This window comes from Sphingomonas hankyongi (genome assembly GCF_023516575.1).
Classification (GTDB): Bacteria; Pseudomonadota; Alphaproteobacteria; order Sphingomonadales; family Sphingomonadaceae; genus Sphingomicrobium; species Sphingomicrobium hankyongi.
In genome coordinates this window covers 164,213-184,885 of sequence record NZ_JAMGBE010000003.1, presented here as the reverse complement: position 1 = coordinate 184,885, position 20,673 = coordinate 164,213, and the positions used below count along the sequence as shown (strand labels likewise).

19 protein-coding genes are annotated in these 20,673 nt (G+C 61.9%); 8 read left to right on the top strand and 11 right to left on the bottom strand.

Annotated elements, in window-relative coordinates:
• The first annotated feature begins 201 nt into the window (after window positions 1–201).
• The 5 genes from LZ538_RS09360 to LZ538_RS09340 are packed head-to-tail and all read left to right on the top strand — an operon-like array spanning window position 202 to window position 3,108.
• A complete protein-coding gene (locus LZ538_RS09360) occupies window positions 202–444 on the top strand; it encodes a MoaD/ThiS family protein (protein ID WP_347402761.1) in 243 nt (80 codons plus the stop codon).
• Window positions 444–902 (top strand): molybdenum cofactor biosynthesis protein MoaE, encoded by a 459-nt coding sequence (locus LZ538_RS09355; RefSeq protein ID WP_249831756.1) that lies wholly within the window; start codon window positions 444–446, stop codon window positions 900–902. The genes LZ538_RS09360 and LZ538_RS09355 overlap by 1 nt, the downstream gene beginning before the upstream one ends.
• 3 nt (window positions 903–905) lie before the next feature.
• Complete coding sequence (gene moaB, locus LZ538_RS09350) at window positions 906–1,442, top strand: molybdenum cofactor biosynthesis protein B (RefSeq protein ID WP_249831755.1); 537 nt, start codon at window positions 906–908, stop codon at window positions 1,440–1,442.
• Window positions 1,439–1,924: a cyclic pyranopterin monophosphate synthase MoaC gene (moaC, locus tag LZ538_RS09345; protein ID WP_249831754.1), complete on the top strand. Its 486-nt coding sequence runs from the start codon at window positions 1,439–1,441 to the stop codon at window positions 1,922–1,924. The genes moaB and moaC overlap by 4 nt, the downstream gene beginning before the upstream one ends.
• On the top strand, window positions 1,921–3,108 hold the full coding sequence (locus LZ538_RS09340; RefSeq protein ID WP_249831753.1) for a molybdopterin molybdotransferase MoeA: 1,188 nt from the start codon (window positions 1,921–1,923) through the stop codon (window positions 3,106–3,108). The genes moaC and LZ538_RS09340 overlap by 4 nt, the downstream gene beginning before the upstream one ends.
• On the opposite strand, the gene mobA is transcribed toward LZ538_RS09340, so the two are convergent.
• Both mobA and LZ538_RS09330 read right to left on the bottom strand, forming a co-directional pair.
• Window positions 3,105–3,686 carry a molybdenum cofactor guanylyltransferase gene (gene mobA, locus LZ538_RS09335; RefSeq protein WP_249831752.1) on the bottom strand — a complete coding sequence of 194 codons (582 nt, stop codon included), beginning with the start codon at window positions 3,684–3,686 and terminating at the stop codon, window positions 3,105–3,107. The two genes, LZ538_RS09340 and mobA, sit on opposite strands and share 4 nt — an antisense overlap.
• Window positions 3,683–4,423, bottom strand: coding sequence for a sulfite exporter TauE/SafE family protein (locus tag LZ538_RS09330; RefSeq protein WP_249831751.1), 741 nt, complete (start codon window positions 4,421–4,423; stop codon window positions 3,683–3,685). The genes mobA and LZ538_RS09330 overlap by 4 nt, the downstream gene beginning before the upstream one ends.
• Before the next feature lie 108 nt (window positions 4,424–4,531).
• On the opposite strand from LZ538_RS09330, the gene LZ538_RS09325 reads away from it, so the two are divergent.
• Window positions 4,532–5,773: an alginate export family protein gene (locus LZ538_RS09325; protein ID WP_249831750.1), complete on the top strand. Its 1,242-nt coding sequence runs from the start codon at window positions 4,532–4,534 to the stop codon at window positions 5,771–5,773.
• A 7-nt stretch (window positions 5,774–5,780) separates the two neighbouring features.
• Here LZ538_RS09325 and LZ538_RS09320 read toward each other — a convergent pair whose 3' ends face one another.
• The gene (locus LZ538_RS09320) at window positions 5,781–6,530 is read right to left on the bottom strand and encodes a Crp/Fnr family transcriptional regulator (protein ID WP_249831749.1); all 750 of its coding nucleotides are present in this window, start codon (window positions 6,528–6,530) and stop codon (window positions 5,781–5,783) included.
• A 116-nt stretch (window positions 6,531–6,646) separates the two neighbouring features.
• Between LZ538_RS09320 and LZ538_RS09315 the strand changes: the two genes are divergently transcribed.
• Window positions 6,647–7,102, top strand: coding sequence for a hypothetical protein (locus LZ538_RS09315; RefSeq protein ID WP_249831748.1), 456 nt, complete (start codon window positions 6,647–6,649; stop codon window positions 7,100–7,102).
• Window positions 7,103–7,300: 198 nt separating this feature from the next.
• Here the strand turns inward: LZ538_RS09315 and LZ538_RS09310 are convergent, their stop codons facing one another.
• From LZ538_RS09310 to moaA, 8 genes are all read right to left on the bottom strand, one after another.
• A complete protein-coding gene (locus tag LZ538_RS09310; protein WP_249831747.1) occupies window positions 7,301–7,645 on the bottom strand; it encodes a hypothetical protein in 345 nt (114 codons plus the stop codon).
• Window positions 7,645–8,553, bottom strand: coding sequence for a peptidylprolyl isomerase (locus LZ538_RS09305; protein WP_249831746.1), 909 nt, complete (start codon window positions 8,551–8,553; stop codon window positions 7,645–7,647). The genes LZ538_RS09310 and LZ538_RS09305 overlap by 1 nt, the downstream gene beginning before the upstream one ends.
• Window positions 8,550–9,344: a respiratory nitrate reductase subunit gamma gene (gene narI / locus LZ538_RS09300; RefSeq protein ID WP_249831745.1), complete on the bottom strand. Its 795-nt coding sequence runs from the start codon at window positions 9,342–9,344 to the stop codon at window positions 8,550–8,552. Before narI ends, LZ538_RS09305 begins: the two co-directional genes overlap by 4 nt.
• Window positions 9,341–10,039, bottom strand: coding sequence for a nitrate reductase molybdenum cofactor assembly chaperone (gene narJ, locus LZ538_RS09295; RefSeq protein ID WP_249831744.1), 699 nt, complete (start codon window positions 10,037–10,039; stop codon window positions 9,341–9,343). Before narJ ends, narI begins: the two co-directional genes overlap by 4 nt.
• Complete coding sequence (narH, locus tag LZ538_RS09290) at window positions 10,036–11,571, bottom strand: nitrate reductase subunit beta (RefSeq protein WP_249831743.1); 1,536 nt, start codon at window positions 11,569–11,571, stop codon at window positions 10,036–10,038. The genes narJ and narH overlap by 4 nt, the downstream gene beginning before the upstream one ends.
• Window positions 11,568–15,368 (bottom strand): nitrate reductase subunit alpha, encoded by a 3,801-nt coding sequence (locus tag LZ538_RS09285; protein ID WP_283937749.1) that lies wholly within the window; start codon window positions 15,366–15,368, stop codon window positions 11,568–11,570. Before LZ538_RS09285 ends, narH begins: the two co-directional genes overlap by 4 nt.
• Before the next feature lie 15 nt (window positions 15,369–15,383).
• Entirely contained in the window at window positions 15,384–18,116 is a 2,733-nt protein-coding gene (locus tag LZ538_RS09280; protein ID WP_249831742.1) for a nitrate/nitrite transporter, read from the bottom strand.
• Between the two features lie 93 nt (window positions 18,117–18,209).
• Entirely contained in the window at window positions 18,210–19,235 is a 1,026-nt protein-coding gene (gene moaA, locus LZ538_RS09275) for a GTP 3',8-cyclase MoaA (protein ID WP_430741968.1), read from the bottom strand.
• Window positions 19,236–19,317: 82 nt separating this feature from the next.
• Between moaA and hemN the strand changes: the two genes are divergently transcribed.
• Window positions 19,318–20,673 carry an oxygen-independent coproporphyrinogen III oxidase gene (gene hemN, locus LZ538_RS09270; protein ID WP_249831741.1) on the top strand — a complete coding sequence of 452 codons (1,356 nt, stop codon included), beginning with the start codon at window positions 19,318–19,320 and terminating at the stop codon, window positions 20,671–20,673.

Genomic DNA, 20,673 nt, shown 5'->3' with positions numbered 1-20,673 from the left:
GTTCGGACGACACTGACCCATCCCACATCGTCCGGACTCTCTCCAACCGTCGAAAGACTTCCGGCGGACAGCGCGTGCGAAAGCTCCAGCCCGGAGTGTCCCCTTGGCTGGGGCTTTCGTTCTCCACGCAGTTATTGACGCCAAGCGCGCGCAAGCAGAAATCGCCGCAGCGGACAATGTCGTAAGGGCTAAGGTGACGATGTGAAGGTTCGATCCTACGGCAAACTAGCAGACTTGCTCGGAACCGAGAGGGATCTGCACATGGACGCGCCCTGCACGGTGGCGGAGCTGCGCGACCGGCTCGCCGCGGAATGCCCGCAAGCTCGTGAACCGCTGGCGAATAAGCGGGTGCTCGCCTGCGTAGGCGATACGATCGTTCCGGACACCCACATTGTATCGCCAAGGGAATCGATCGAATTTCTCGCGCCAGTCTCGGGAGGGTGATGACAGCCAGGGCGCGCCTTGATCCCGATCCATTCGATCCGGCCGCTGAACTGGCGGAACTAACTCGCGACGCGGCCGGCGATGGCGCCGTTGTTAGTTTTATTGGTCTAGCGCGAGATGCCACGAAGAGCGGCGAACCCGTGAAGACCCTTGTCCTCGAGCACCATCCTCGTCTGACGGCCAAATCGCTCGAGGATATTGCCTCCGATGCGCTTGAGCGCTTCGCCGTCAGCCACGTGCGCGTCGTTCATCGCTGCGGTGATCTGATGCCGGGAGAACCGATAGTGTTCGCTGCTGCGTCGTCGCCGCATCGGCGTGCTGCGTTCGAAGCTGCCGACTATTTGATGGACCGGCTCAAGACGGAGGCCGTGTTCTGGAAGCGCGAAGAAGGCCCGAGCGGTTCTCGCTGGATCGAGCCGACCGAGGCGGATTATGCCGATCGCGGGCGTTGGGAGTGAGATTTGGCTGGAATTGACGAAAAGCTGACTTTCTATCCGCTTAGGATTGCGGTGCTGACCATCTCGGATACGCGCGATGAGCGGTCCGACAAGTCCGGAGCATTATTGGCGGAGCGCTTAATGACAGCCGGTCATGAACTCGCCGCCAAGGTCATCGTGAAGGATGAAGTGGACGCGATACGCAAGCATATCCGCCTTTGGGTCGAGGACGAATCGGTCGACGTGATCATCTCGACTGGCGGGACCGGCTTTGCGCCCCGCGACGTCACGCCAGAAGCGGTGCAGCCGCTGTTTCGGCGCGAAATGGACGGCTTCTCCGTGTTGTTTCACCAGGCGAGCTTCGGCACCGTCGGTTTTTCCACGCTTCAATCGCGGGCATTCGCCGGCCAGATCGAAGATACTTTCGCCTTCTGCCTGCCAGGCTCGACCGGCGCTTGCCGCGACGGATGGGATCTCGTCCTCTCCAACGAGCTGGACAGTCGCTACAGGCCCTGCTCGCTTGCGGGCCAAATTCCCCGCCTCAGGCATCTTTGCGCATGAGCGACCTCACGCATCTCGATGACAAGGGACGGGCGCGCATGGTCGATGTGTCCGACAAGGAGCCAACCGCCCGTACAGCGAAAGCCGAAGGCAGCCTTTCGTGCGGCTACGAGACCCTCGATAGGGTAAGGGCCCGGACCACACCCAAAGGCTCGGTCATCGGCACGGCCGAACTGGCCGGGGTCATGGCTGCTAAGCGAACGGCGGATCTCATTCCGCTGTGTCATCCGCTCCCGCTGACCAAGGCTGAGGTCCGGATCGAACTCGACGATGCCCTGCCAGGCTTTCGCGTCAAATCGGAGGTCCGGACCCATGGTGTAACTGGCGTCGAAATGGAGGCGCTAACTGCGGTCTCCGTCGCCTGCCTGACTTTGTTCGACATGCTGAAGGCAATCGACCAATCGATGGTCATCGGGGGTATTGAAGTCGTGTCGAAAAATGGCGGCAAGTCGGGCGACTGGAAACGATCCGGCCCCCCATGAACAGCTTTGAGGAAGCGCTCGAGCTCATTAGCCAGACCGCGCTGCCGTTGGGCACTGAACCAGTCGCGCTTGGCGCAGCTATGGGGCGCGTGCTCGCAGCGCCTGTCATTGCCCGCATTGATTCGCCCCGGTCCGATGTGTCGGCAATGGATGGCTATGCCGTCCGGGAAGCCGACCTTTCTTGCGGTGAGACCAGGCTCAGAATTGTCGGCGAATCCTTCGCCGGCGCCGGGTGGAGCGGTAGTGTCGGCTCTGGCCAATGCGTGAGGATCTTCACCGGAGCCGCCGTCCCTCCGGGCGCCGATCGGGTCGTAATACAAGAATGCGTGTCCCGCGATGGCGACCTCGCGCTGATTCTCAGGCGACCGGACGGTCCGCGGCATATCCGCCGCCGGGGCGGCGATTTCGACCAGGGAGACGAACTCCTGACGACCGGCCGCCTTCTTCATAACCGCGCGGTCGTGGCCGCGGCGGGCGCTGATGTCGCGTCCGTCGAAGTCTTCTTCCGGCCGCGCGTGTTCATTCTCAGCACGGGCGATGAGCTCGCCGAGCCCGGTATTGCTTCGAAGACGCCGGATGCGATCCCTGAGAGCGTCTCATTCGGCGTGGCAGCAATGGCTATCGAAGGCGGCGCCGAGCTGGCCGGCCGCTTGCGACTCCGCGACGAGCTCGAGGAAATGAAGGAGGCGGCGAGGCACGCACTGGCCGATACAGACCTGGTGATTGTAACCGGCGGCGCGTCCGTGGGCGAGAAGGATTTTGCCAAGACCATGTTCGAACCTGGCGGCCTCGAGATGATCTTCTCCAAGGTGTCGATCAAGCCGGGCAAACCGGTCTGGCTGGGACGATCGGGCAAAACTCTGGTCATGGGTCTGCCTGGCAATCCAACGTCTGCTCTCGTGACTGCGCGACTGCTCATGATGCCATTGCTTGCGGGACTCGGTGGGCGCGATCCGCGACAGGCGCTGCGATGGCGCAGGGCAAAGCTGACTTCGCCACTTCCCGCGTGCGGCGAGCGTGAGACCTTCCACCGGGCACGGGAGAGCGGCGAGGAGGTTGACGTGTTCGCTTTCCAGGACTCGAGCGCGCAAAAGGTGCTCGCCGATGCCGACGTACTTGTTCGCCAGAGTGCCAATTCGCCGGCAATCGCGGCAGGCGAAATGGTCCAGATCCTCGACTTCTAGCTTTCGAGGAGTCGCTCGGCCGTTTCTAGGTCTTCCGCTGAGTTGATGTTGAAGAACGGATCGAGAGGTGTGTCGGACCATTCCACCGCCTTGAAGCCAACGACTTCCGCAAATCCCTTCAGCGACCGTCGGCCCGCCGCAGCATAGGCTGCCAGCTCGTCACGCGCGGACAGTCTCCAAATGCCGCACACGGGATGAAGCCGCCCGCCGCTGCTCGCGATCGCTGCCCGCTCCGCACCAAGCCGCTGCGTCAGCTGCCGGTCGAGGTCCCGGGGCAGGAATGGCATGTCCGCGGGAATTGTGAGTACCGCGTCGCACCTGATCGAAACTGCAAAGTCGAGCGCTGCTGCAAGGCCCGCAAGCGGCCCGTCGATACCCGGTCGGTCGGCAATACATTGCAAGCTGGAGCCCCCGACCTGCGAGGGGTCGCGGACGGCGCTTGCCAGTTTGTCCGACCATTGACGAGCAAGGTGTTCCGCGTGGTCAATAAGCGTCTTGCCGGCCAGAACCCTTAGCGGCTTTGCGCCACCGATCCGACGGCCCTCACCGCCGGCGAGGATGATGACCGCAAGGTTCACGTGAACAGGAGCTTCAACCCGGCAATCACCAGGACGACCGCGAGCGCCTGCAACAAGCGGTGACGGGGAAGCCGCGACACTCCGAGCCAGCTGCCCAAGAGAGCTCCGGCAAAAACCGAAGCGAGAAAGATTGGCAGTTCCAGTGGCAGCCGTTGCACGCTGGCAAGATTGCCCAGCAACCCGGCGGCCGAGTTGAGCACGATGAACGCAGAGGCAATACCAGAAGTCTTACGCGCGTCTTCCCACCCAAAGAGGATGATGAGGGGGCTCAGGAAAATCCCGCCGCCCGTGCCCGACAGACCAGCAAGCAAGCCCAGGGCGGCGCCGACCGGCAATGTCACTGCCAGAGACGGGGTGTGGACAGGCCGTGCCGCGAGCAGTTCCGGTTGCCAGAAAAGTCGTACCGCCGCGAGCAGAAGAACGACGCCCACGAGCGGCCTATAAAGGTGTGGAGGCAGCTCGATACTTCCACCAAGGAAAGCAGCAGGCACTGCGGTCACAGCGAACGCAAGAAGCAGCTTCCAGTTCGTCTGCCCTTTGAGGGCAAAACGCGCCGCCGCGAAGGTGGCGACCACCAGGTTCAGGGTCAGGGCAGTCGGCCGCATTGTTTCCGGCGCGACAGAGAACAGCGCCATGATCGCCAAATAGGCCGATGCTCCGCCATGACCGACGCTCGAATAAAGCGCCGCCGCGAGAGCCATTAGCGCCGCAATCCAGATGAGGGTCGTGCCGTCCATATTCCCTTCGCTAGAGGGACCAGTTCGCGCAGCTTTGCGCTAGATCACTTGGTATCGATTGGATTGGATTAGTCCGCCCGTAGCTAACTGCAAAGCAGCGGGATTCAGATGGCGAACCACCTTCCTACAGCAGCGGCGGCAGCGGCCGCATTTGCCTTGGCTTCATTTCCGACATCAGCGGCAGCCGAGACTAATGGCAAGGTCTCGGACGCAAGCACGATACAGCTCAAGCCCATCCTCGATGCTCGATTGCGATACGAGACAGTCGACCAGGGTTCGCTCGAAGCCGATGCGATCACTCTGCGCGTACGCGCAGGCGCGGAGGCGAAATTGGATAAGTTCGCGCTTCTCGCCGAGGGCGAAGGGACTGTCGCGGGCTTGAGCGACTATAATGCGTTTCCATTCCCTTTGGCCGACGAGCAGAGGCGTCCCGAATTTGCCGTCATCGCGGACCCTCAAAATGTCGAACTCAATCGACTGCAGCTCCAATACAAATCGCACGAAGTAACCGCGACCGTGGGCCGCCAACGGATTAACCTCGACGACCAGCGCTGGGTCGGATCGGTGGGCTGGCGCCAGAATGAACAGACATTCGACGCGGTTCGCGGCGAAGCGAAGCTCGGCCCGGTCGCCATCGATCTGACCTACGCGCTAAGTCAGCGGACGATTTTCGGCACCGACGCAGGACCTCGGACTTCCCTCGACGGCCATTTCATCTTCGCAGGCGTCAGCTCGAAGCTAGGCCCCGTGCAGGGCAAGCTTTTTTCCTATTTGCTCCACTATGACAAAGCCTTCTTCCTCGCCAATAGTAGCCAGACCTATGGCGGCATTCTGAGCGGGACGTTTCCGCTGGGGCCCCGCGCCAAACTATCCTTGCGCGGGAGCTACGCGCGGCAATCGGACTATGGAAACAACCCCTTCGATTATGCAGCTGACTATTGGTCGCTCGAAGGGACCGGCGCCATGGCCGGGTTCAACCTCACGGCGGGATGGGAGATGCTTGGAAGCGACGATGAGCATGCCCTCCAGACGCCGATGGCGACACTGCACAAGTTCAATGGCTGGGCGGACCTATTCCTGACGACTCCACCGGCAGGATTGAAGGACGCCTACGTGTCTATCGGTAAGTCCTTCACCGGCGTGAAGCTGCTTCCGGGGCTCAATGCAAATCTTGCGTTCCATCAGTTCGACAGTGCTGTCGGCGATGTCGAATATGGGACCGAATGGGATGCTTCTGCGGGGTTCAAATTAGGAAAGATCGGCCTGCTACTGAAATACGCCGATTACGATTCGAAGGGTTTCGGCGCCGACACCCGCAAGCTTTGGTTTCAGGCCGAATGGGTTTTTTGATTGGAGGCTACTCGCCTACTTCGGCGCTTTCACCCTCAGCCATTGAACGAAGGCCAATCCGATCGAGGATTTGGACGCGGTCCTGCGCCTGCAGCCGGATAAGGCCGCGGTTCCGCAGATGAGCGAGCATGCGGCTGACAGTCTCCTTCGTAAGACCGAGATAATCTGCGATATCGATGCGGCTCATGGGCAGATCGAAGTTCGTCTCCTGCACGCCGCTGGCACGTTCGTTGCGTTCCAGAAGCGACAGGAAGAAGCTGGCCAGTCTCTCTGCCGCGGCCTTCCGGCCAAGCAGGACCATCTGCCGCTGCGCTTCAGCAAGCTCGTGCGCGGCGAGCCGGTAGAGCTCCCGCTCAACTTGCGGATGTTCACTGATGAAACGATCGAAGGCTTCCCGCGAGAACCACCATAATTCCGTGTCTTCGAGCGCTTCCACCGTGAACGCATATTCCTCGTCGATACTGACGCCGAGAAAATCGCCGGGGAACATGAAGCCGGTGATCTGCCGCCGGCCATCCGCTAGCAAGGTGTAGAGCTTGAGCGATCCATTAGTGACCATGAATACCCGTTTCGCCGGGTCTCCCTCGTGAAACACAGATTGCTCGGGCTTTAGCCGCTGCATCGTTCCCAAAGAGCGCATCCCGGCGAGTGTCGGTGCGTCGAGACCTCGGCAGATTGTGATCGGACGTACCGGGCACGTCGCGCACGGATGCTCATCGGGAAGGGGCGTCAGGTTTCCGGTCGGTATGTAGGGCAACTCTATTATTCCTTGCGGGCCACTACGCCCATGCGAACGAATGATCTGGCTCAACAATGCAATAGCCGATCCGTCTTAGCGTTCAATCTTGGCGAAGCAGTGCAGCAAGAGGATCGATGCCGGATTTGACCGTTCAGTCTGTTGATTATGAGCGGCTGGCGCAGGTCTATCCGCTTATCCGTTCGGCCACTCGTGTCAGTCTCGAACGATGGCTGGAATTCGGTTGGGAGCTTCTTCGAGAAGGCGGAGGCGTGATCGCGATCAGGGCGGCCGACAATTATGTGCACGGGGCGGCAGCCTATCGCCGCAGCCGCAATCTCCGGCATGAGCAAAGCCTGGATGTTGAAGTCATTGTCGCTTTCGACTTGCGGGGGGACGATCGCGTGCGTGAGGCCCTGTGCCGTGAGCTTGAGAGAATTGCGGTCGAGCTTGGATGCTCCTCGCTCAATTTCACCGTGGCCGGAAAAAGCGTGGAACGTGCATCACGCACGCGATCGGGTCTCGAACGTCTGGGCCTAAGGCTCGAAACTGCGAGCTTCGTTCGTGATCTGCCCTCGTGCGACGAGAATTAAAGCAGGAAGTAAACAGCTAGCCCCACGCCGACAAGGGTCACGAGCAGCCACGCGACGGGCCACCCCTCTCCCTCATTTTCCTTCGCAGACGTCGTCTCAATGGGCGCACGTGAAGACTCGCCCGTTGGATAAACAGTCTCTGTCTCACTTTTCAGCGCCGGATTGAGCGGCGCGTCCCGCGGCTCGTCCCTGGATTGCTCACTCATGGTACCGTCCCTCTGTCAGGTCAGCATGGCTTGGCCTTTGAGAATGCTTAGAGCAACCGCGAACGGTCAGCCGCCAATGCACCATCGCCAGCAAGCACACCGTCCCAGGATCGTCGGTGTCCCTGAGGCTCGACGTAAGCGTCGCCCAATCCTCCTCGGACGCGAAGCGGCTGAAATCGGCCATTGCCGCGCGGACGAAACCGGTCGGCGTCGTACGCTGCCTCGCAGCTGCGCGCTCGACATTCCTTGCAAAATCCGGATCGGAACCCTCGAGCCAAGCCTGGAAATCGTTCGAAGACGAACGCGCGGCCGCTATCAGGTCGCCGAGCATAGGCATCAGTCGGACGCCTCAATGCGAACGCCTTCAACAGTGCCGCTGGCGGCCAAACTGGCGACATAACGTGTGGCCTCGATCGACCAGCTGCGGGCCTCGAGCATGTCGCAAATTCGGTCGCAAACGGCCTCGAATGGCAAGGTCTGTCCCGCTATCCGCCGATGAAGCCTGAGGATGTGCCATCCAAAGCGGGAGCGAATAGGCTCGCGCGCGGTCGTCCCTTCGGCGAGCGCCTCTAGACCTGCTTGAACCTCTGGGACCAGCTCTCCGCGCCGGATTTGTCCAAGCGATCCATCCTGCTGTGCCGAAGCACAGGCTGAGCGGGTGCGTGCGGCTGCAGCAAAGGCATCTGCGCCATTGCCGATATTGCTGATTATGTTGCGAGCGCTATCGAGGGCTGAAGACCAGGCCTTTTCGTCCGTGCCCTCCGGCTCGAGAAGAATATGCGCCGCATCGAAAAGGTCCGGCGTGCGAAAGCGATCGACGTTCGCTTCATAATAACGGAGGCACTCCTGGTCGGTCGGCTTTGATGGCACGACTTCCTCCTCGAGCAACGCCCGGACGAGCGCGTCTTCAGCCACCTCGGACCGGCCGGCCTCATCTGCCGAAGGCTCAGCTGAAAGTCCCATCCGGCGCGCCTCTTGGAGCAGGAGCTCGCGAACGGCCAAGGCCCGCGCAGCCTCAATCCATGCAGTTTCGGCGTCCGGAGCAGGATGGTGCTGGATCTCCTCCGCGATGGCCTCCGGCGAAATCTCCACGCCGTTGATGCGGACTTCCCCGAACGTCGGCGGCGGCGGGATCAGCGGTTCCGCGCCGCCACCGCATCCGCCGGTCTCGCAGGAACTCATCATCCGCGGATCCGGGCGCTGGGCCGGATCACCGAGATTGATGACGTCGAGGCGGCGGCTCATGCGCCTTCCTGCCCGCTTTCGGCCATCTGCCGAAGCACGGTAGGACCGCCGTAGCTTGGCGCTCCGCCCGCCGGTCCGCGGGTCGGCGACGCGGCGGTGTGCTTTGAGCGCCGGGTCCGGACGATCTGGTATCCGGGCCGCAGCAGGAACCAGACCGGCGCGCTCCAGATGTGCACCAGGCGCGTAAACGGCGTGATCAGGAACAGCGTAAGCCCAAGGATGATGTGGAGCTTGTAGACAAGCGCCACGTCCTTGAGGATTTCCGGTGCCGCGGGGTCGAGCCGAAGCATTCCGTTCGCCCAGCTCATGAACTTCACCATCTCGCTGCCGTCGAGATGCTTCAACGTCCACCAGGTAGTGAGCAAGCCGAGCGTCAGCTGGAGCCAGATTAAGATCAGGACGAGGATGTCGCCGACCGACGAACTCTTGCGGATCCGCGTATCGAACAGCCGCCGGTGGAGCAGCAAGGTGCAGCCGATGTAGGCGAAGAAACCGGCGATCCCGCCGACCACCAGCGCCGTGGTCTGTTTGAAAGAATGGCTCACGCCGAGCGCGTCGAAGACGTTGATGGGGGTCAGCAGGCCGACGAAATGGCCCATCAGAAGCACCAGAATACCCATGTGGAAGAGGTTGGAGCCGAGCACCATCTGGCGGCGGCGGAGGAACTGGCTCGACTGTGATCGCCAGCTGTACTGGTTGGAATCGAAACGCAGGATGCTTCCGACGACCAGCACCGTAACCGCAAGATACGGATACCAGCCGAACGCGAGCTGGTTGATGAAGTCGGTCATCGTGCGGCCTCCTGATTCACCGGGCGGTTCGAGGCCCGGATCTTGGCGACGACCCCTGTCGGGCCGCCCATTTCATGCGCTCCGCCGAGGTTGAACGAGACGGGCGCCTCCTCCCATTCGGCATCGATATCCGCGGCATCCACGGCGGGCGTGTTCTCGTCGATCAGCGCGCGGGCGTCGGCGTCCACGCGAACCTTCGACAGGGCGACGAGCGCGTGGAAGACGGCGCCGTAGGGTGCCTCCCTCTTGTCGAGGCGCTCGGCGAGGGCGGCGAAGACATGCGCGGGCTGACCGAGCATCTCGTGAGCGTCCCGAGCGGAGAGGCAGGACGCATATTCGAGGAACACCGGCACGAAGTCCGGAAGCTCGCTGGCTTCGAGGAGGAAGCCGCTCTCCATATATTGCTCGCCAAGATCGATCATCGCCTGGCCCCGCTCGCGGCTGTCGCCATGGACATGCTCGAACAAGTGCAACGAAAGCGAGCGGGAACGGTCGAACAGCTCGCTGTAGGCGGACTGAAGGTCGAGCAATTCCGTCGTCTCGACCTCGGCTAGAAGAGTCTCCAACCGGGCCAATTCGGCGGCGGGCAATGCCGCCTCCGATCGAAGCACATGGCGGATTTCGCCGGCGTTCTCCTTCAGCTCTGCCGAAGGATAGCCAAGCAAAGCGGCGAGCGATCTCAGGGTCAGCTTCATGACGGGATGTCCAATCGAGGTTCGCGCTTTGCCCTGGCCTTGTCCGCGCCGCCGCCGAACAAATTGACCTTGGTCCTGCCCTGCGTGCCTTCGCGGAAGCCGAAGCCGGACGATCCGCGAAGGACATAGGCGTCTTCGTCTAGCTCGCGGCGCGCAGTCGGGATGACGTAGCGGTCCTCATAAGCGGCGAGCGCCATGATCCGGTACATTTCCTCGATGCGGGCGCGGGTCAGTCCCACGCGTTCCGGGATGGACTCGTCGATACGACCTTCGACGCTCTTCGCGCGCATGTAGGCGCGCATAGCCAGCATCCGCTCGAGCGCCGCCGCGATCGGTTCCTCGTCGCCTGCAGTGAGCAGATTGGCGAGGTAGCGCAGCGGAATCCGGAGCGACCGGACGTCCGGCATTCCGTCCTGGACCGACATCTTGCCGGCCTCCGCCGCCGACTGGATCGGCGACAATGGCGGGACGTACCAGACCATCGGAAGTGTCCGGTATTCGGGGTGGAGTGGAAAGGCGATCTTCCATTCGACGGCCATCTTGTAGACCGGCGAGCGCATCGCCGCCTCGAGCCATTGATCGGTGATCCCTTCGGCCCGCGCAGCTTCCTGCACGGTGACGTCGTTAGGATCCAGGAAGACGTCGAGCTGCGCCGGATAGAGATCCTTAGGATCCTCGACCGAAGCCGCGGAATCGATCCGGTCCGCATCGTAAAGGACGACGCCGAGATAGCGGATGCGGCCGACACAGGTTTCCGAGCAGACGGTCGGCTGACCCGTCTCGATGCGCGGGTAACAGAAAATGCACTTCTCCGACTTCCCGGTCGCCCAGTTGTAATAGATCTTCTTGTACGGGCAGCCGGACACGCACATCCGCCAGCCGCGGCACTTCTCCTGGTCGATCAGGACGATGCCGTCCTCGGCCCGCTTGTAGATCGCGCCGGACGGGCAGGAGGCGAGGCAGGCTGGGTTGAGGCAGTGCTCGCACAGCCTCGGCAGGTACATCATGAACGTCTTTTCGAACTGGCCGTAGATTTCCTTCTGGACGCCGTCGAAGTTGTAATCGTGGCTGCGCTTCTCGAACTCGCCGCCGAGCATGTCCTCCCAGTTGCCGCTCCACTCGATCTTGTTGAGCTTTTCGCCGGTGATCAGCGATCGCGGCCGCGCCGTCGGCTGCGCCTGCAGTTCCGGCGCACTTTGCAGCCATTCGTATTCGAACGTGTATGGCTCGTAGAAGTCGTCGATCTCCGGCAGGTGCGGGTTGGCGAAGATCTTCGACAGGATGCGCCACTTGGCGCCCTGGCGAGGAACGATCTTCCCGTTTTTCCTGCGGACCCAGCCGCCCTTCCAGCGATCCTGGTTTTCCCAGTCCTTCGGGTAGCCGATGCCGGGCTTGGTCTCGACGTTGTTGAACCAGGCGTATTCAACGCCTTCGCGGTTGGTCCAGACGTTCTTGCAGGTGATCGAGCAGGTGTGACAGCCGATGCACTTGTCGAGATTCAGGACCATCGCGATCTGCGCACGGACCTTCATCGCGCCGTCTCCTTTCGGGCGGCAAGGTCGCTTCTAGCACCTGTTCCCCAGTCGGCGGTCCCGCCCTCGACGTTGGCGGAATCGTCAGCCGCTTTATCGAACCAGTTCACCTCGCTCATTTTGCGGACGATCACGAACTCGTCGCGGTTGGCTCCGACCGTACCGTAGTAATTGAAGCCGTAGGCGAGCTGGACGTAGCCGCCGATCATGTGCGTCGGCTTCATGTTGATGCGCGTGACGCTGTTGTGGATTCCGCCGCGCTGGCCGGTGATCTCCGACCCCACCGTGTTCACCAGCTTTTCCTGCGCGTGGTACATGATTGCGGAGCCCGGCATGATCCGCTGGGACACGATCGCCCGGGCGGTCAGCGCGCCGTTGACGTTGAACACCTCGATCCAGTCGTTATCGACGATGCCAGCGGCCTTCGCGTCGTCCTCGCTGATCCACACCGTCGGCCCGCCCCGGTTGAGACTGAGCATGATCAAGTTCTCGGTATAGGTCGAATGGATGCCCCACTTCTGGTGGGGGGTGAGGATGTTGAGCAGGATTTCCTGGTTTCCGTTCGGAAGCTTGCCAAGAACCTGGCGCACGGTCTTGGTGTCGATCGGCGGACGCCAGGTAACGAACGCCTCGCCGAACGCCCGCATCCAGTGATGGTCCTGATAGAGCTGCTGACGGCCGGTCAGCGTCCGCCACGGGATCAGCTCGTGCACATTGGTGTAGCCGGCGTTGTAGCAGACATGCTCGCTTTCGAGCCCCGACCAGATCGGTGACGAGATGATCTTGCGCGGCTGCGCGGCGACATCGCGGAAGCGGATCTTCTCCTCTTCCTTGCCTTCGGCGAGATGAGAGTGGTCGCGGCCGGTGATCTTGCCGAGCGACTCCCACGCCTTCACCGCGACCTCGCCGTTGGTCTCCGGAGCGAGCATGAGGATCGTCTCGCAGGCGTCGATGTCGGAATCGATCTTCGGGCGCCCGGCGGTCGTTCCCTCGATGACCCTGCCGTTGAGATCGCCGAGTAGCTGGACCTCGCGCTTGGTGTCCCAGTTGAGACCCTTGGCGCCATTGCCGAGCTCTTCAAGCAACGGACCCATCGACGTGAAGCGAGCGAACGTCTCCGGGTAGTTGCGTTCGACGATCGTCACGTTCGGCATGGTCTTGCCGGGAACCGGCTCGCATTCACCCTTCAACCAGTCCTTCGGTTCATAGGGCTGCGCAAGCTCGGCCGGCGTGTCATGGAGGATCGGAGTCATCACCAGGTCGTGCTCGACCCCGAGAACCTCCGGCGCGACGTCGGAGAACTTCTTCGCTACCTCCCGGAAGATATTCCAGTCGCTTTTCGTTTCCCACGCCGGATCCACCGCCGCCGAAAGCGGGTGGATGAACGGGTGCATGTCCGACGTGTTGAGGTCGTGCTTCTCGTACCAGGTGGCCGTCGGAAGGACGACGTCGGAGTAGATGCTGGTGGTCGACATGCGGAAGTCGATGTTGACCATCAGGTCGAGCTTCCCGACCGGCGCGTCTTCTCGCCACACCACGTCCTTCGGGCGTTCGAGGCCCGCTGATTCTTCGTCCGTGCCGATCACTCCGTGCATCGAGCCGACGAGATGCTTCAGGAAATATTCGTGTCCCTTGCCGCTCGCGCCGAGCACGTTCGAGCGCCAGAAGAACATGTTGCGCGGCCAGTTGACCGGATTGTCGGGATCAAGGCTTGCGGGCTTGAGGTCCCCGGCTTTCAAGGCGTCGACGACAACCGTCGCCGGGTCGGCGCCAATGCTCTTGATGCGGTTGCCCCATTCGATCGGATTGGCGTCGAACTGCGGCGCCGACGGAAGCCAGCCCATCCGCTCGGCCTTGGCATTGTAGTCGAGCAAACTCCCCGACCAATCGCCTTCCGGAGAGAGCGGAGACAGGATCTCTGACATCCGCAGGCTCTCGTACCGCCACTGGTCGGTGTGCGCGTAGAAGAAACTGGTGCCGTTCATCTGCCTCGGTGGGCGGCTCCAGTCGAGCCCGAACGCGAGCGGCAGCCAGCCGGTCTGCGGACGGAGCTTTTCCTGGCCGACATAGTGCGACCAGCCGCCGCCCGACTGGCCGACGCATCCGCACATGACGAGCAGCGCGATGATCCCGCGATAGCTCATGTCCATGTGGTACCAGTGGTTCAGGCCGGCCCCGAGGATCACCATCGAACGGCCGTTCGTGATCTCTGCGTTCGATGCGAATTCGCGCGCCACCTGGATGATGGCCTGGCGCGGGACACCGGTGACCTTCTCGGCCCACGCTGGCGTGAACGGTACGTCGTCATCGAAGCTCTTCGCTACGTTGGCGCCGCCAAACCCGCGGTCGACGCCGTAATTTGCGCAGAACAGGTCGAACACGGTCGCGACCTGCGCTTTGCTACCGTCGGCGAGCTTCAGCGTTTTGACGGGGATGTTACGTAGCAGAACTTCGGGGTGGTCCGTCGCGACGAAGTCGTGCGGGGCGTCGCCGCCGAAGTAGGGAAATGCCACGGGGACGATCTCGTCATGGTCGTCGGCCAGCGTGGTGCGGAGGCGGACGTCCTTGCCCTTCCCGTCCTTCTCCTCGAGATTCCATTTGCCCTTGTCGCCCCAGCGGTGGCCCGCCGATCCTAGCGGGCAGACGAGCTTTCCGCTGGTCTCGTCGAAGGCGACCGTTTTCCAGTCGGGATTGGCATCTTCGCCGAGCGCGCCCCTGATGTCTGCCGCGCGGAGCAGTCGGTCCTGGACGAGCCGGCCGTCCCGCTCGACCAACTTCACGAGCAACGGGAAGTCTGAATATTTGCGCGTGTAGTCGGTGAAATATTCCGCCTGCCGGTCGACGTAATATTCACGAAGCACAACGTGGCCGAGCGCCAGCGCGAGCGCGGCGTCGGTGCCCTGTTTCGGGTGCAGCCACATGTCCGAGAATTTCGCGGCCTCGTTATAGTCGGGCGCGATGACAACGCTCTTCGCGCCGCGGTAACGGACCTCCGAATAGAAGTGCGCGTCGGGCGCGCGCGTCATCGGAATATTCGAGCCCCAGACGAGCAGGAAGCCCGCGTTGTACCAATCGGCGCTTTCCGGAACGTCGGTCTGCTCGCCCCAAGTTTGCGGACTCGACGGCGGCAGGTCGCAATACCAATCGTAGAAGCTGAGCAGATTGCCGCCGATCAGAGAGAGGTAACGGCTGCCCGCTGCGTAGGAGATCATCGACATCGCCGGGATCGGAGAGAAGCCCGCGATCCGGTCAGGTCCATATTCCTTGATCGTGTAGGCGTTGGCCGCGGCGATCAGCTCGGTCACTTCGTCCCAGCCAACGCGGACGAAACCGCCGCGACCGCGCTTCGACACCCAGTCGCGCCGCTTCTCGGAGTCCTCGACGATAGACTTCCAGGCCGCGACCGGAGGCTTGGTCTTCCGGGCCTCGCGCCAGTGGCGAATCAGCCGTGCACGGACGAGCGGGTATTTGATGCGCGTGCCTGAATAGAGATACCAGCTGTAGCTGGCGCCACGCGGACAGCCTCGGGGCTCATGGTTCGGAAGGTCAGGACGCGTGCGTGGATAATCCGTCTGTTGCGTTTCCCACGTGACAATTCCGCCCTTCACGTAGATCTTCCACGAGCAGGATCCGGTGCAGTTCACGCCGTGGGTCGAGCGCACGATTTTGTCAGCGGCCCAGCGTTTGCGATACGCATCCTCCCATTCACGCGCCTCGTCGGTGGTGATGCCATGCCCATCCGAAAACTTATCGCGTGTCCGGCGAAAGTAGGTCAGGCGATCGAGAAAATGACTCATTCAACTTCGTCCTTTTCAGGCGGGCACGGTTGAGGCGGAGGGCACCGCTGGCTTGCGCTCCAAGGCGTAGAGGACGCCGTGCGGGCCGCTGTAAGCGAGCCAGGTCAGTGCCGCGCAGCTGATGTAGAAGAGCAGGAAACCCCAGAGCGCGGCGTCGGCGGCGCCTGTCAGCTGAATCGAGGAGCCGTAGGCCTTCGGGATGTAGAAGGCGCCATAGGCGGCGATCGCGGAAGTAAAGCCTATCACCGCAGCAGACTCGCGCTCCGCCTGCGCGCGCCGCTGTTGTTCCGGCAGGTTCGGCTCCGTCCGGTCGATCTCGCGCCGCATAATGCCCGGCACCATTTGGAAGGTTGACGCATTGCCGACTCCGCTTGCGAGGAACAGGAGCAAGACCATTGCAAAGAAGCCGGGGAAGCTGCGAACGTCGAGGAACGAGATCATTCCGACGATGGCCGCAATCTGCACTATGAAGACGCAGAAACTGACCCGAGCGCCACCGTACTTATCGGCAACCCAGCCCGTCGCAGCGCGTGACAGCGCCCCGATCAGAGGACCGATAAAGGCATATTTGAGCGCGTTCACTTCCGGGAAGACCAGTTTCGCCAATAGCGGGAAGCCCGCCGACATGCCGATGAAGGTCCCGAAGGTGCCGGTATAGAGCCAGCACATCAGCCAAGTGTGCAGGCGTCCGAATATGGCCGCCTGGTCCGCGAAGGAAGATTTGGCGCTGAGAATATCGTTCATTCCAAACCAGGCTGCGACTGAGCCAAGGATGATCAGCGGAATCCACACGAATCCTGCGTTCTGCATCCACAATTGAGTGCCATCGGCCGCGACTTGCGATTGACCGCCGAGAGCTCCGAACAGGGTCATGGTGACCACGACCGGCACGAGGAACTGCATCAGGCTCACACCCAGATTGCCGAGCCCGGCATTGAGGGCCAACGCATTCCCTTTCTCCGCCTTGGGGAAGAAGAAACTGATGTTGGCCATCGATGAGGCGAAATTGCCTCCGCCGAGCCCACACAGGAGCGCCAGCACGATGAAGATGAGGTACGGCGTTTCCGGTGATTGAACGGCATAGCCGATGCCGAAGGCCGGGATCAGCAACGAGGCAGTAGAGAGCGTCGTCCACAGCCGTCCACCGAAAATCGGCACGAGGAAGGCATAAAAGATGCGCAATGTCGCGCCGGACAGGCCGGGCAGCGCGGCAAGCCAAAACAATTGATCGGTGGTGAAATCGAAGCCAATGGCAGGCAGGCGCGCGACGACTACGCTCCACACCATCCAGAGCGCGAATGACAACATCAGGCAGTAAGTGGAAATCCACAAATTGCGTCTGGCTACCGCGCGTCCGCCGCGTTTCCAGAAGTCCTCGTCTTCAGGACGCCAGTCCGCAATTGGCCCGGCACGGCGCGGCGGCGCAGTGATGCCCGGCTCGCCGAATCCCTGCATTTCGGGCAACTCCGGCACCTGCCCGGCTTCGCCCCGGCGCATGGCGGCACGCTCCATCTGGCGGACCGCAAAATGCATCCAGGTCAGGGCGATCGAAACCAGGACGAACAGAAGTACGAAGCAACTCGTCCAAACGCCGGTAAGATCGTTGAGCGCTCCAAACGCGAGTGGCAGCACAAATCCACCCAGCCCGCCGATCATGCCGACCAGCCCGCCCACCGCGCCCACGTGGTTCGGGTAATAGACCGGAATGTGTTTGAAGACCGCCGCCTTCCCCAGGCTCATGAAGAAACCGAGCACGAAGATGGCGACGAGGAATGGGATCAGCCCCATCTCGGTGCGGAAGGTTATCGGTCCGCGAACGCCCTCGATGATGTAGGTCGTCGGCGGATAGGAGAGCATGAAGGTGCAGAACACCGAGATGCCGAACGTCACATAAAGGACCGACCTCGCCCCGTAGCGGTCGGACAACTTGCCGCCATAGATGCGGAACAGGCTGGCAGGGACAGAATAGAATGCAGCGAGCATGCCCGCCGTTTTGACGTCTAAGTGGTAGACACCCATCAGGTAGCGCGGGAGCCACAATGCAAGCGCGACGAACGCTCCGAACACGAAGAAATAGTAGAGTGCGAAGCGCCAGACCTGGACGTTCCTCAGGACCGCAAGCTGGTCGCGCATTGGGACGCCCTTGCGACCGGACTTGGCGCGCTCGAGCTGGTCTGGGTCCTCTTTCGTGAACAGGAGGAACAGCACCGCAGCAATGATGATCGCGGCTGCCCAAACCTGCGCGACGGCCTGCCATCCCATCGCCACCATCACGAACGGCGCCAGGAACTTTGTTACGGCAGAGCCGACGTTGCCGGCGCCGAAGATGCCTAGGGCGAGCCCCTGCTTTTCCTTAGGATAGAATTTCGAGACGTATGTGACGCCGACGGAGAAGGCTCCACCGGCGATGCCGACACCAAGGGCGGCGATCAGCAGCTCCGTATAAGTATCGGCGTAAGAGGTCAGGAATGTCGCGATTCCAGCCAGGACCATAACAATTGCGAAAACGCGGCGCCCCCCCAGCTGATCGGACCAAACGCCCAGCAATACTCGGCTCAGGGATCCAGTCAGGATCGGGGTTCCGACCAGCAAGCCGAACTCGGTTTCGGTCAGTCCTAGCTGGTCCTTCACTCCGATCCCGATGATCGAGAATATTGTCCACACGGCGAAACAGACCGTGAATGCGATCGTGCTCGACCAAAGCGCTTGGCTCGCGCCGGCGGCAGACTGTTCGCTCGTCCCAATCATTACTGTTGCCTCGCGATCGGCGATTCGTGTCGAGGGTCGCTCTCGCAGCAAGTCTCAGGCAAGCGATTGATCAGAATCATTTGAAAGCGCAGCTCAGCCCCCCGTTACGCTCATGTGTCTCGCGACGGCCGGTGCGCCGCCGATCCTGAAATCGTGCCGCCGCGGCTTGCCGGCGAGAAGCCGATCGAGAAGGCCGTTGACCTCTTGGGGTCCACCGGACCGGAGCGCGTCGCGCAACTCGACCTTCTGATCGTGCCCAAGACAGCCGAAGACGGTCCCTGTTGCGGCGATACGGATTCGATTGCAGCCTTCGCAGAAGTTGTTGGTGAGCGGGGTGATCAGGCCAAGGCACGACTGCAGCTCGGTCACCTCGAAATAGCGCGCCGGCCCTCCGGTTCTCTTGGTCGATGGGACCAGGGTAAAGCACTTTTCCAACCTGCGCTTGACGAGATCGAGCGGCAGGTAATGGTCGGTACGATCTTCCTCGACCTCGCCGAGCGGCATCGTCTCGATGAGCGTCAGGTCGATGGCCATGGCCGCGCACCAGCGCAGCATTTCCTCGATTTCGTCCTCGTTGACGCCGGCGAGCGCGACCATGTTAATCTTGACCGCCAGGCCGGCAGTCAGGGCAGCATCGATACCGCGCAGCACCTGGTTCAGGTCGCCGCCGCGAGTGATGTGACCGAAGCGCTCTGGCCGTCGGCTATCGAGGCTGACGTTGATGCGCCTGATGCCCGCATCGCTAAGCTCATCGGCAAAGCGCTCGAGACGGGTGCCGTTCGTCGTCAGCACCAATTGATCGAGACCTGAGCCCAGCCGTTGTCCGAGGGCTCGCACGAGTTCCATGACCCCCTTGCGCACCAGCGGCTCGCCGCCCGTCAGCCGGATCTTCCGAACGCCGCGGGCAATCAGGATATCGGCGAGGCTCGCCATTTCTTCGAGCGTGAGGATCTCGCGCTTCGGCAGGAACTGCATGCGCTCCGCCATGCAGTAGCGGCATCGCAGGTCGCATCGGTCTGTTACGGACAGGCGTACATAGGTGATCCGCCGACCGAAGCTGTCGACGAAGTCCTTGGTTCCGGCAGCGCCGAGTTCGCCTACGCCCATCCGTGTTTCCATGCGTACCCGCTAGCAGTTCAATACGGAGCGCTGGTGATCTGGATCAAGTGGTAGCGATCGAGCTCAGATAGCAATCAGCAGAATGACCGATATGCTCTCTGCCGAACTGCTTGCTCGATACGGTGACGCGCGAATTCCGCGCTACACGAGCTACCCGACAGCCCCCCACTTCTCGCCTGACATCGGGGAAACCCATTATCGTTCGTGGCTCGCGTCGTTGCCGCCCATCAAGGCGTCTTTGTATCTGCACATCCCCTTCTGCCGCGCCATGTGTTGGTATTGCGGGTGCCATACGACAGTCGCCGGTCGAGAGGCCCCTGTTGCGCGATACTTGGATTTCCTTGGGCGCGAGATCGACCAGGTTGCCCAGCGGGCCGCCGGCCCCCTGACAATCAGCCATATCCACTTTGGCGGCGGCACTCCCACGCTGATGGCGCCCGATCAGATGCGGTCGCTAATGCGCCGGCTGGCCGATCAGTTCTTCATCGCCGATGACGCCGAGATCGCGATCGAGATCGATCCGCGGACCTTGACGGACGAAATGGCCGAGGCGCTCGGCGGTTGCGGATTCAACCGGGCCAGCCTTGGCTTGCAGAGCTTCGATCCGAAGGTCCAGCAGGCGATCAACAGGGTCCAGAGCTTTGCCGATACGGAGGCTGCGGTCCGAATTCTGCGGGTCAACGGCATCGATCGGCTCAATTTCGACCTCATTTACGGCCTGCCCCACCAAACCGTGAGATCCTGCATCGAGACAGTAGAACAGACGATCCAGCTCCAGCCGCATCGGTTGGCGGTATTCGGCTACGCGCACGTGCCTGCGTTCAAACCTCACCAGCGAAAAATCGATGAGGGGAATCTTCCTGATTCCGAAGCGCGATTCTTGCAATCACGCGCGATTGCGGACGCGCTAATACAGGTAGGCTATGTCGAGATCGGACTGGACCATTTCGCGCTCCCCGATGATCCGCTCACGAAGGCGGCCGAGGCCGGCAAGCTCCACCGCAACTTCCAGGGTTATACGACCGACGACGCGGACGTACTGATCGGCCTCGGCGCTTCGTCGATCGGCCGGCTACCCCAAGGCTACGTTCAGAACGAAGTTCGAATCCCGGAATATCAGCGGCTGGTTGACGAAGACCGACTGCCGATTGCTCGCGGTTACCGCTTCGCAGGTGACGACCGGCTTCGTGGCGCGGTGATCGAGCGCCTGATGTGCGACCAGCGCGTAGATTTCCCCGCGGTCTGCCGGGTGTTCGGGGGCGACTTGAACACGCTGCTGGAAGAAGCTGCACTGGAGCCGCTCATCGCAGATGGCCTCATCGAACGAAATGGCGCGCGCATTTCAGTAACTACGCGCGGGCGGCCGCTGGTGCGGTCGATCGCAGCAGCGTTCGACGCGCACCTGTCACGTGGCGACCAGCACAGCCGGGCAGTGTAA

Excerpts from the sequence above, each read along its gene's own strand:
- LZ538_RS09310 (WP_249831747.1), bottom strand. The coding sequence starts at position 7,645 with ATGCCTATGCTCGGCGACCTGATAGCGGCCGCGCGTTCGTCTTCGAAC.
- narI (WP_249831745.1), bottom strand. The coding sequence starts at position 9,344 with ATGACCGACTTCATCAACCAGCTCGCGTTCGGCTGGTATCCGTATCTT.
- hemN (WP_249831741.1), top strand. The coding sequence starts at position 19,318 with ATGACCGATATGCTCTCTGCCGAACTGCTTGCTCGATACGGTGACGCG.
- moaA (WP_430741968.1), bottom strand. The coding sequence starts at position 19,235 with ATGGAAACACGGATGGGCGTAGGCGAACTCGGCGCTGCCGGAACCAAG.
- LZ538_RS09305 (WP_249831746.1), bottom strand. The coding sequence starts at position 8,553 with ATGAGCCGCCGCCTCGACGTCATCAATCTCGGTGATCCGGCCCAGCGC.
- LZ538_RS09340 (WP_249831753.1), top strand. The coding sequence starts at position 1,921 with ATGAACAGCTTTGAGGAAGCGCTCGAGCTCATTAGCCAGACCGCGCTG.
- LZ538_RS09330 (WP_249831751.1), bottom strand. The coding sequence starts at position 4,423 with ATGGACGGCACGACCCTCATCTGGATTGCGGCGCTAATGGCTCTCGCG.
- LZ538_RS09280 (WP_249831742.1), bottom strand. The coding sequence starts at position 18,116 with ATGATTGGGACGAGCGAACAGTCTGCCGCCGGCGCGAGCCAAGCGCTT.
- LZ538_RS09285 (WP_283937749.1), bottom strand. The coding sequence starts at position 15,368 with ATGAGTCATTTTCTCGATCGCCTGACCTACTTTCGCCGGACACGCGAT.
- narH (WP_249831743.1), bottom strand. The coding sequence starts at position 11,571 with ATGAAGGTCCGTGCGCAGATCGCGATGGTCCTGAATCTCGACAAGTGC.
- LZ538_RS09355 (WP_249831756.1), top strand. The coding sequence starts at position 444 with ATGACAGCCAGGGCGCGCCTTGATCCCGATCCATTCGATCCGGCCGCT.
- LZ538_RS09325 (WP_249831750.1), top strand. The coding sequence starts at position 4,532 with ATGGCGAACCACCTTCCTACAGCAGCGGCGGCAGCGGCCGCATTTGCC.
- narJ (WP_249831744.1), bottom strand. The coding sequence starts at position 10,039 with ATGAAGCTGACCCTGAGATCGCTCGCCGCTTTGCTTGGCTATCCTTCG.
- moaC (WP_249831754.1), top strand. The coding sequence starts at position 1,439 with ATGAGCGACCTCACGCATCTCGATGACAAGGGACGGGCGCGCATGGTC.
- LZ538_RS09315 (WP_249831748.1), top strand. The coding sequence starts at position 6,647 with ATGCCGGATTTGACCGTTCAGTCTGTTGATTATGAGCGGCTGGCGCAG.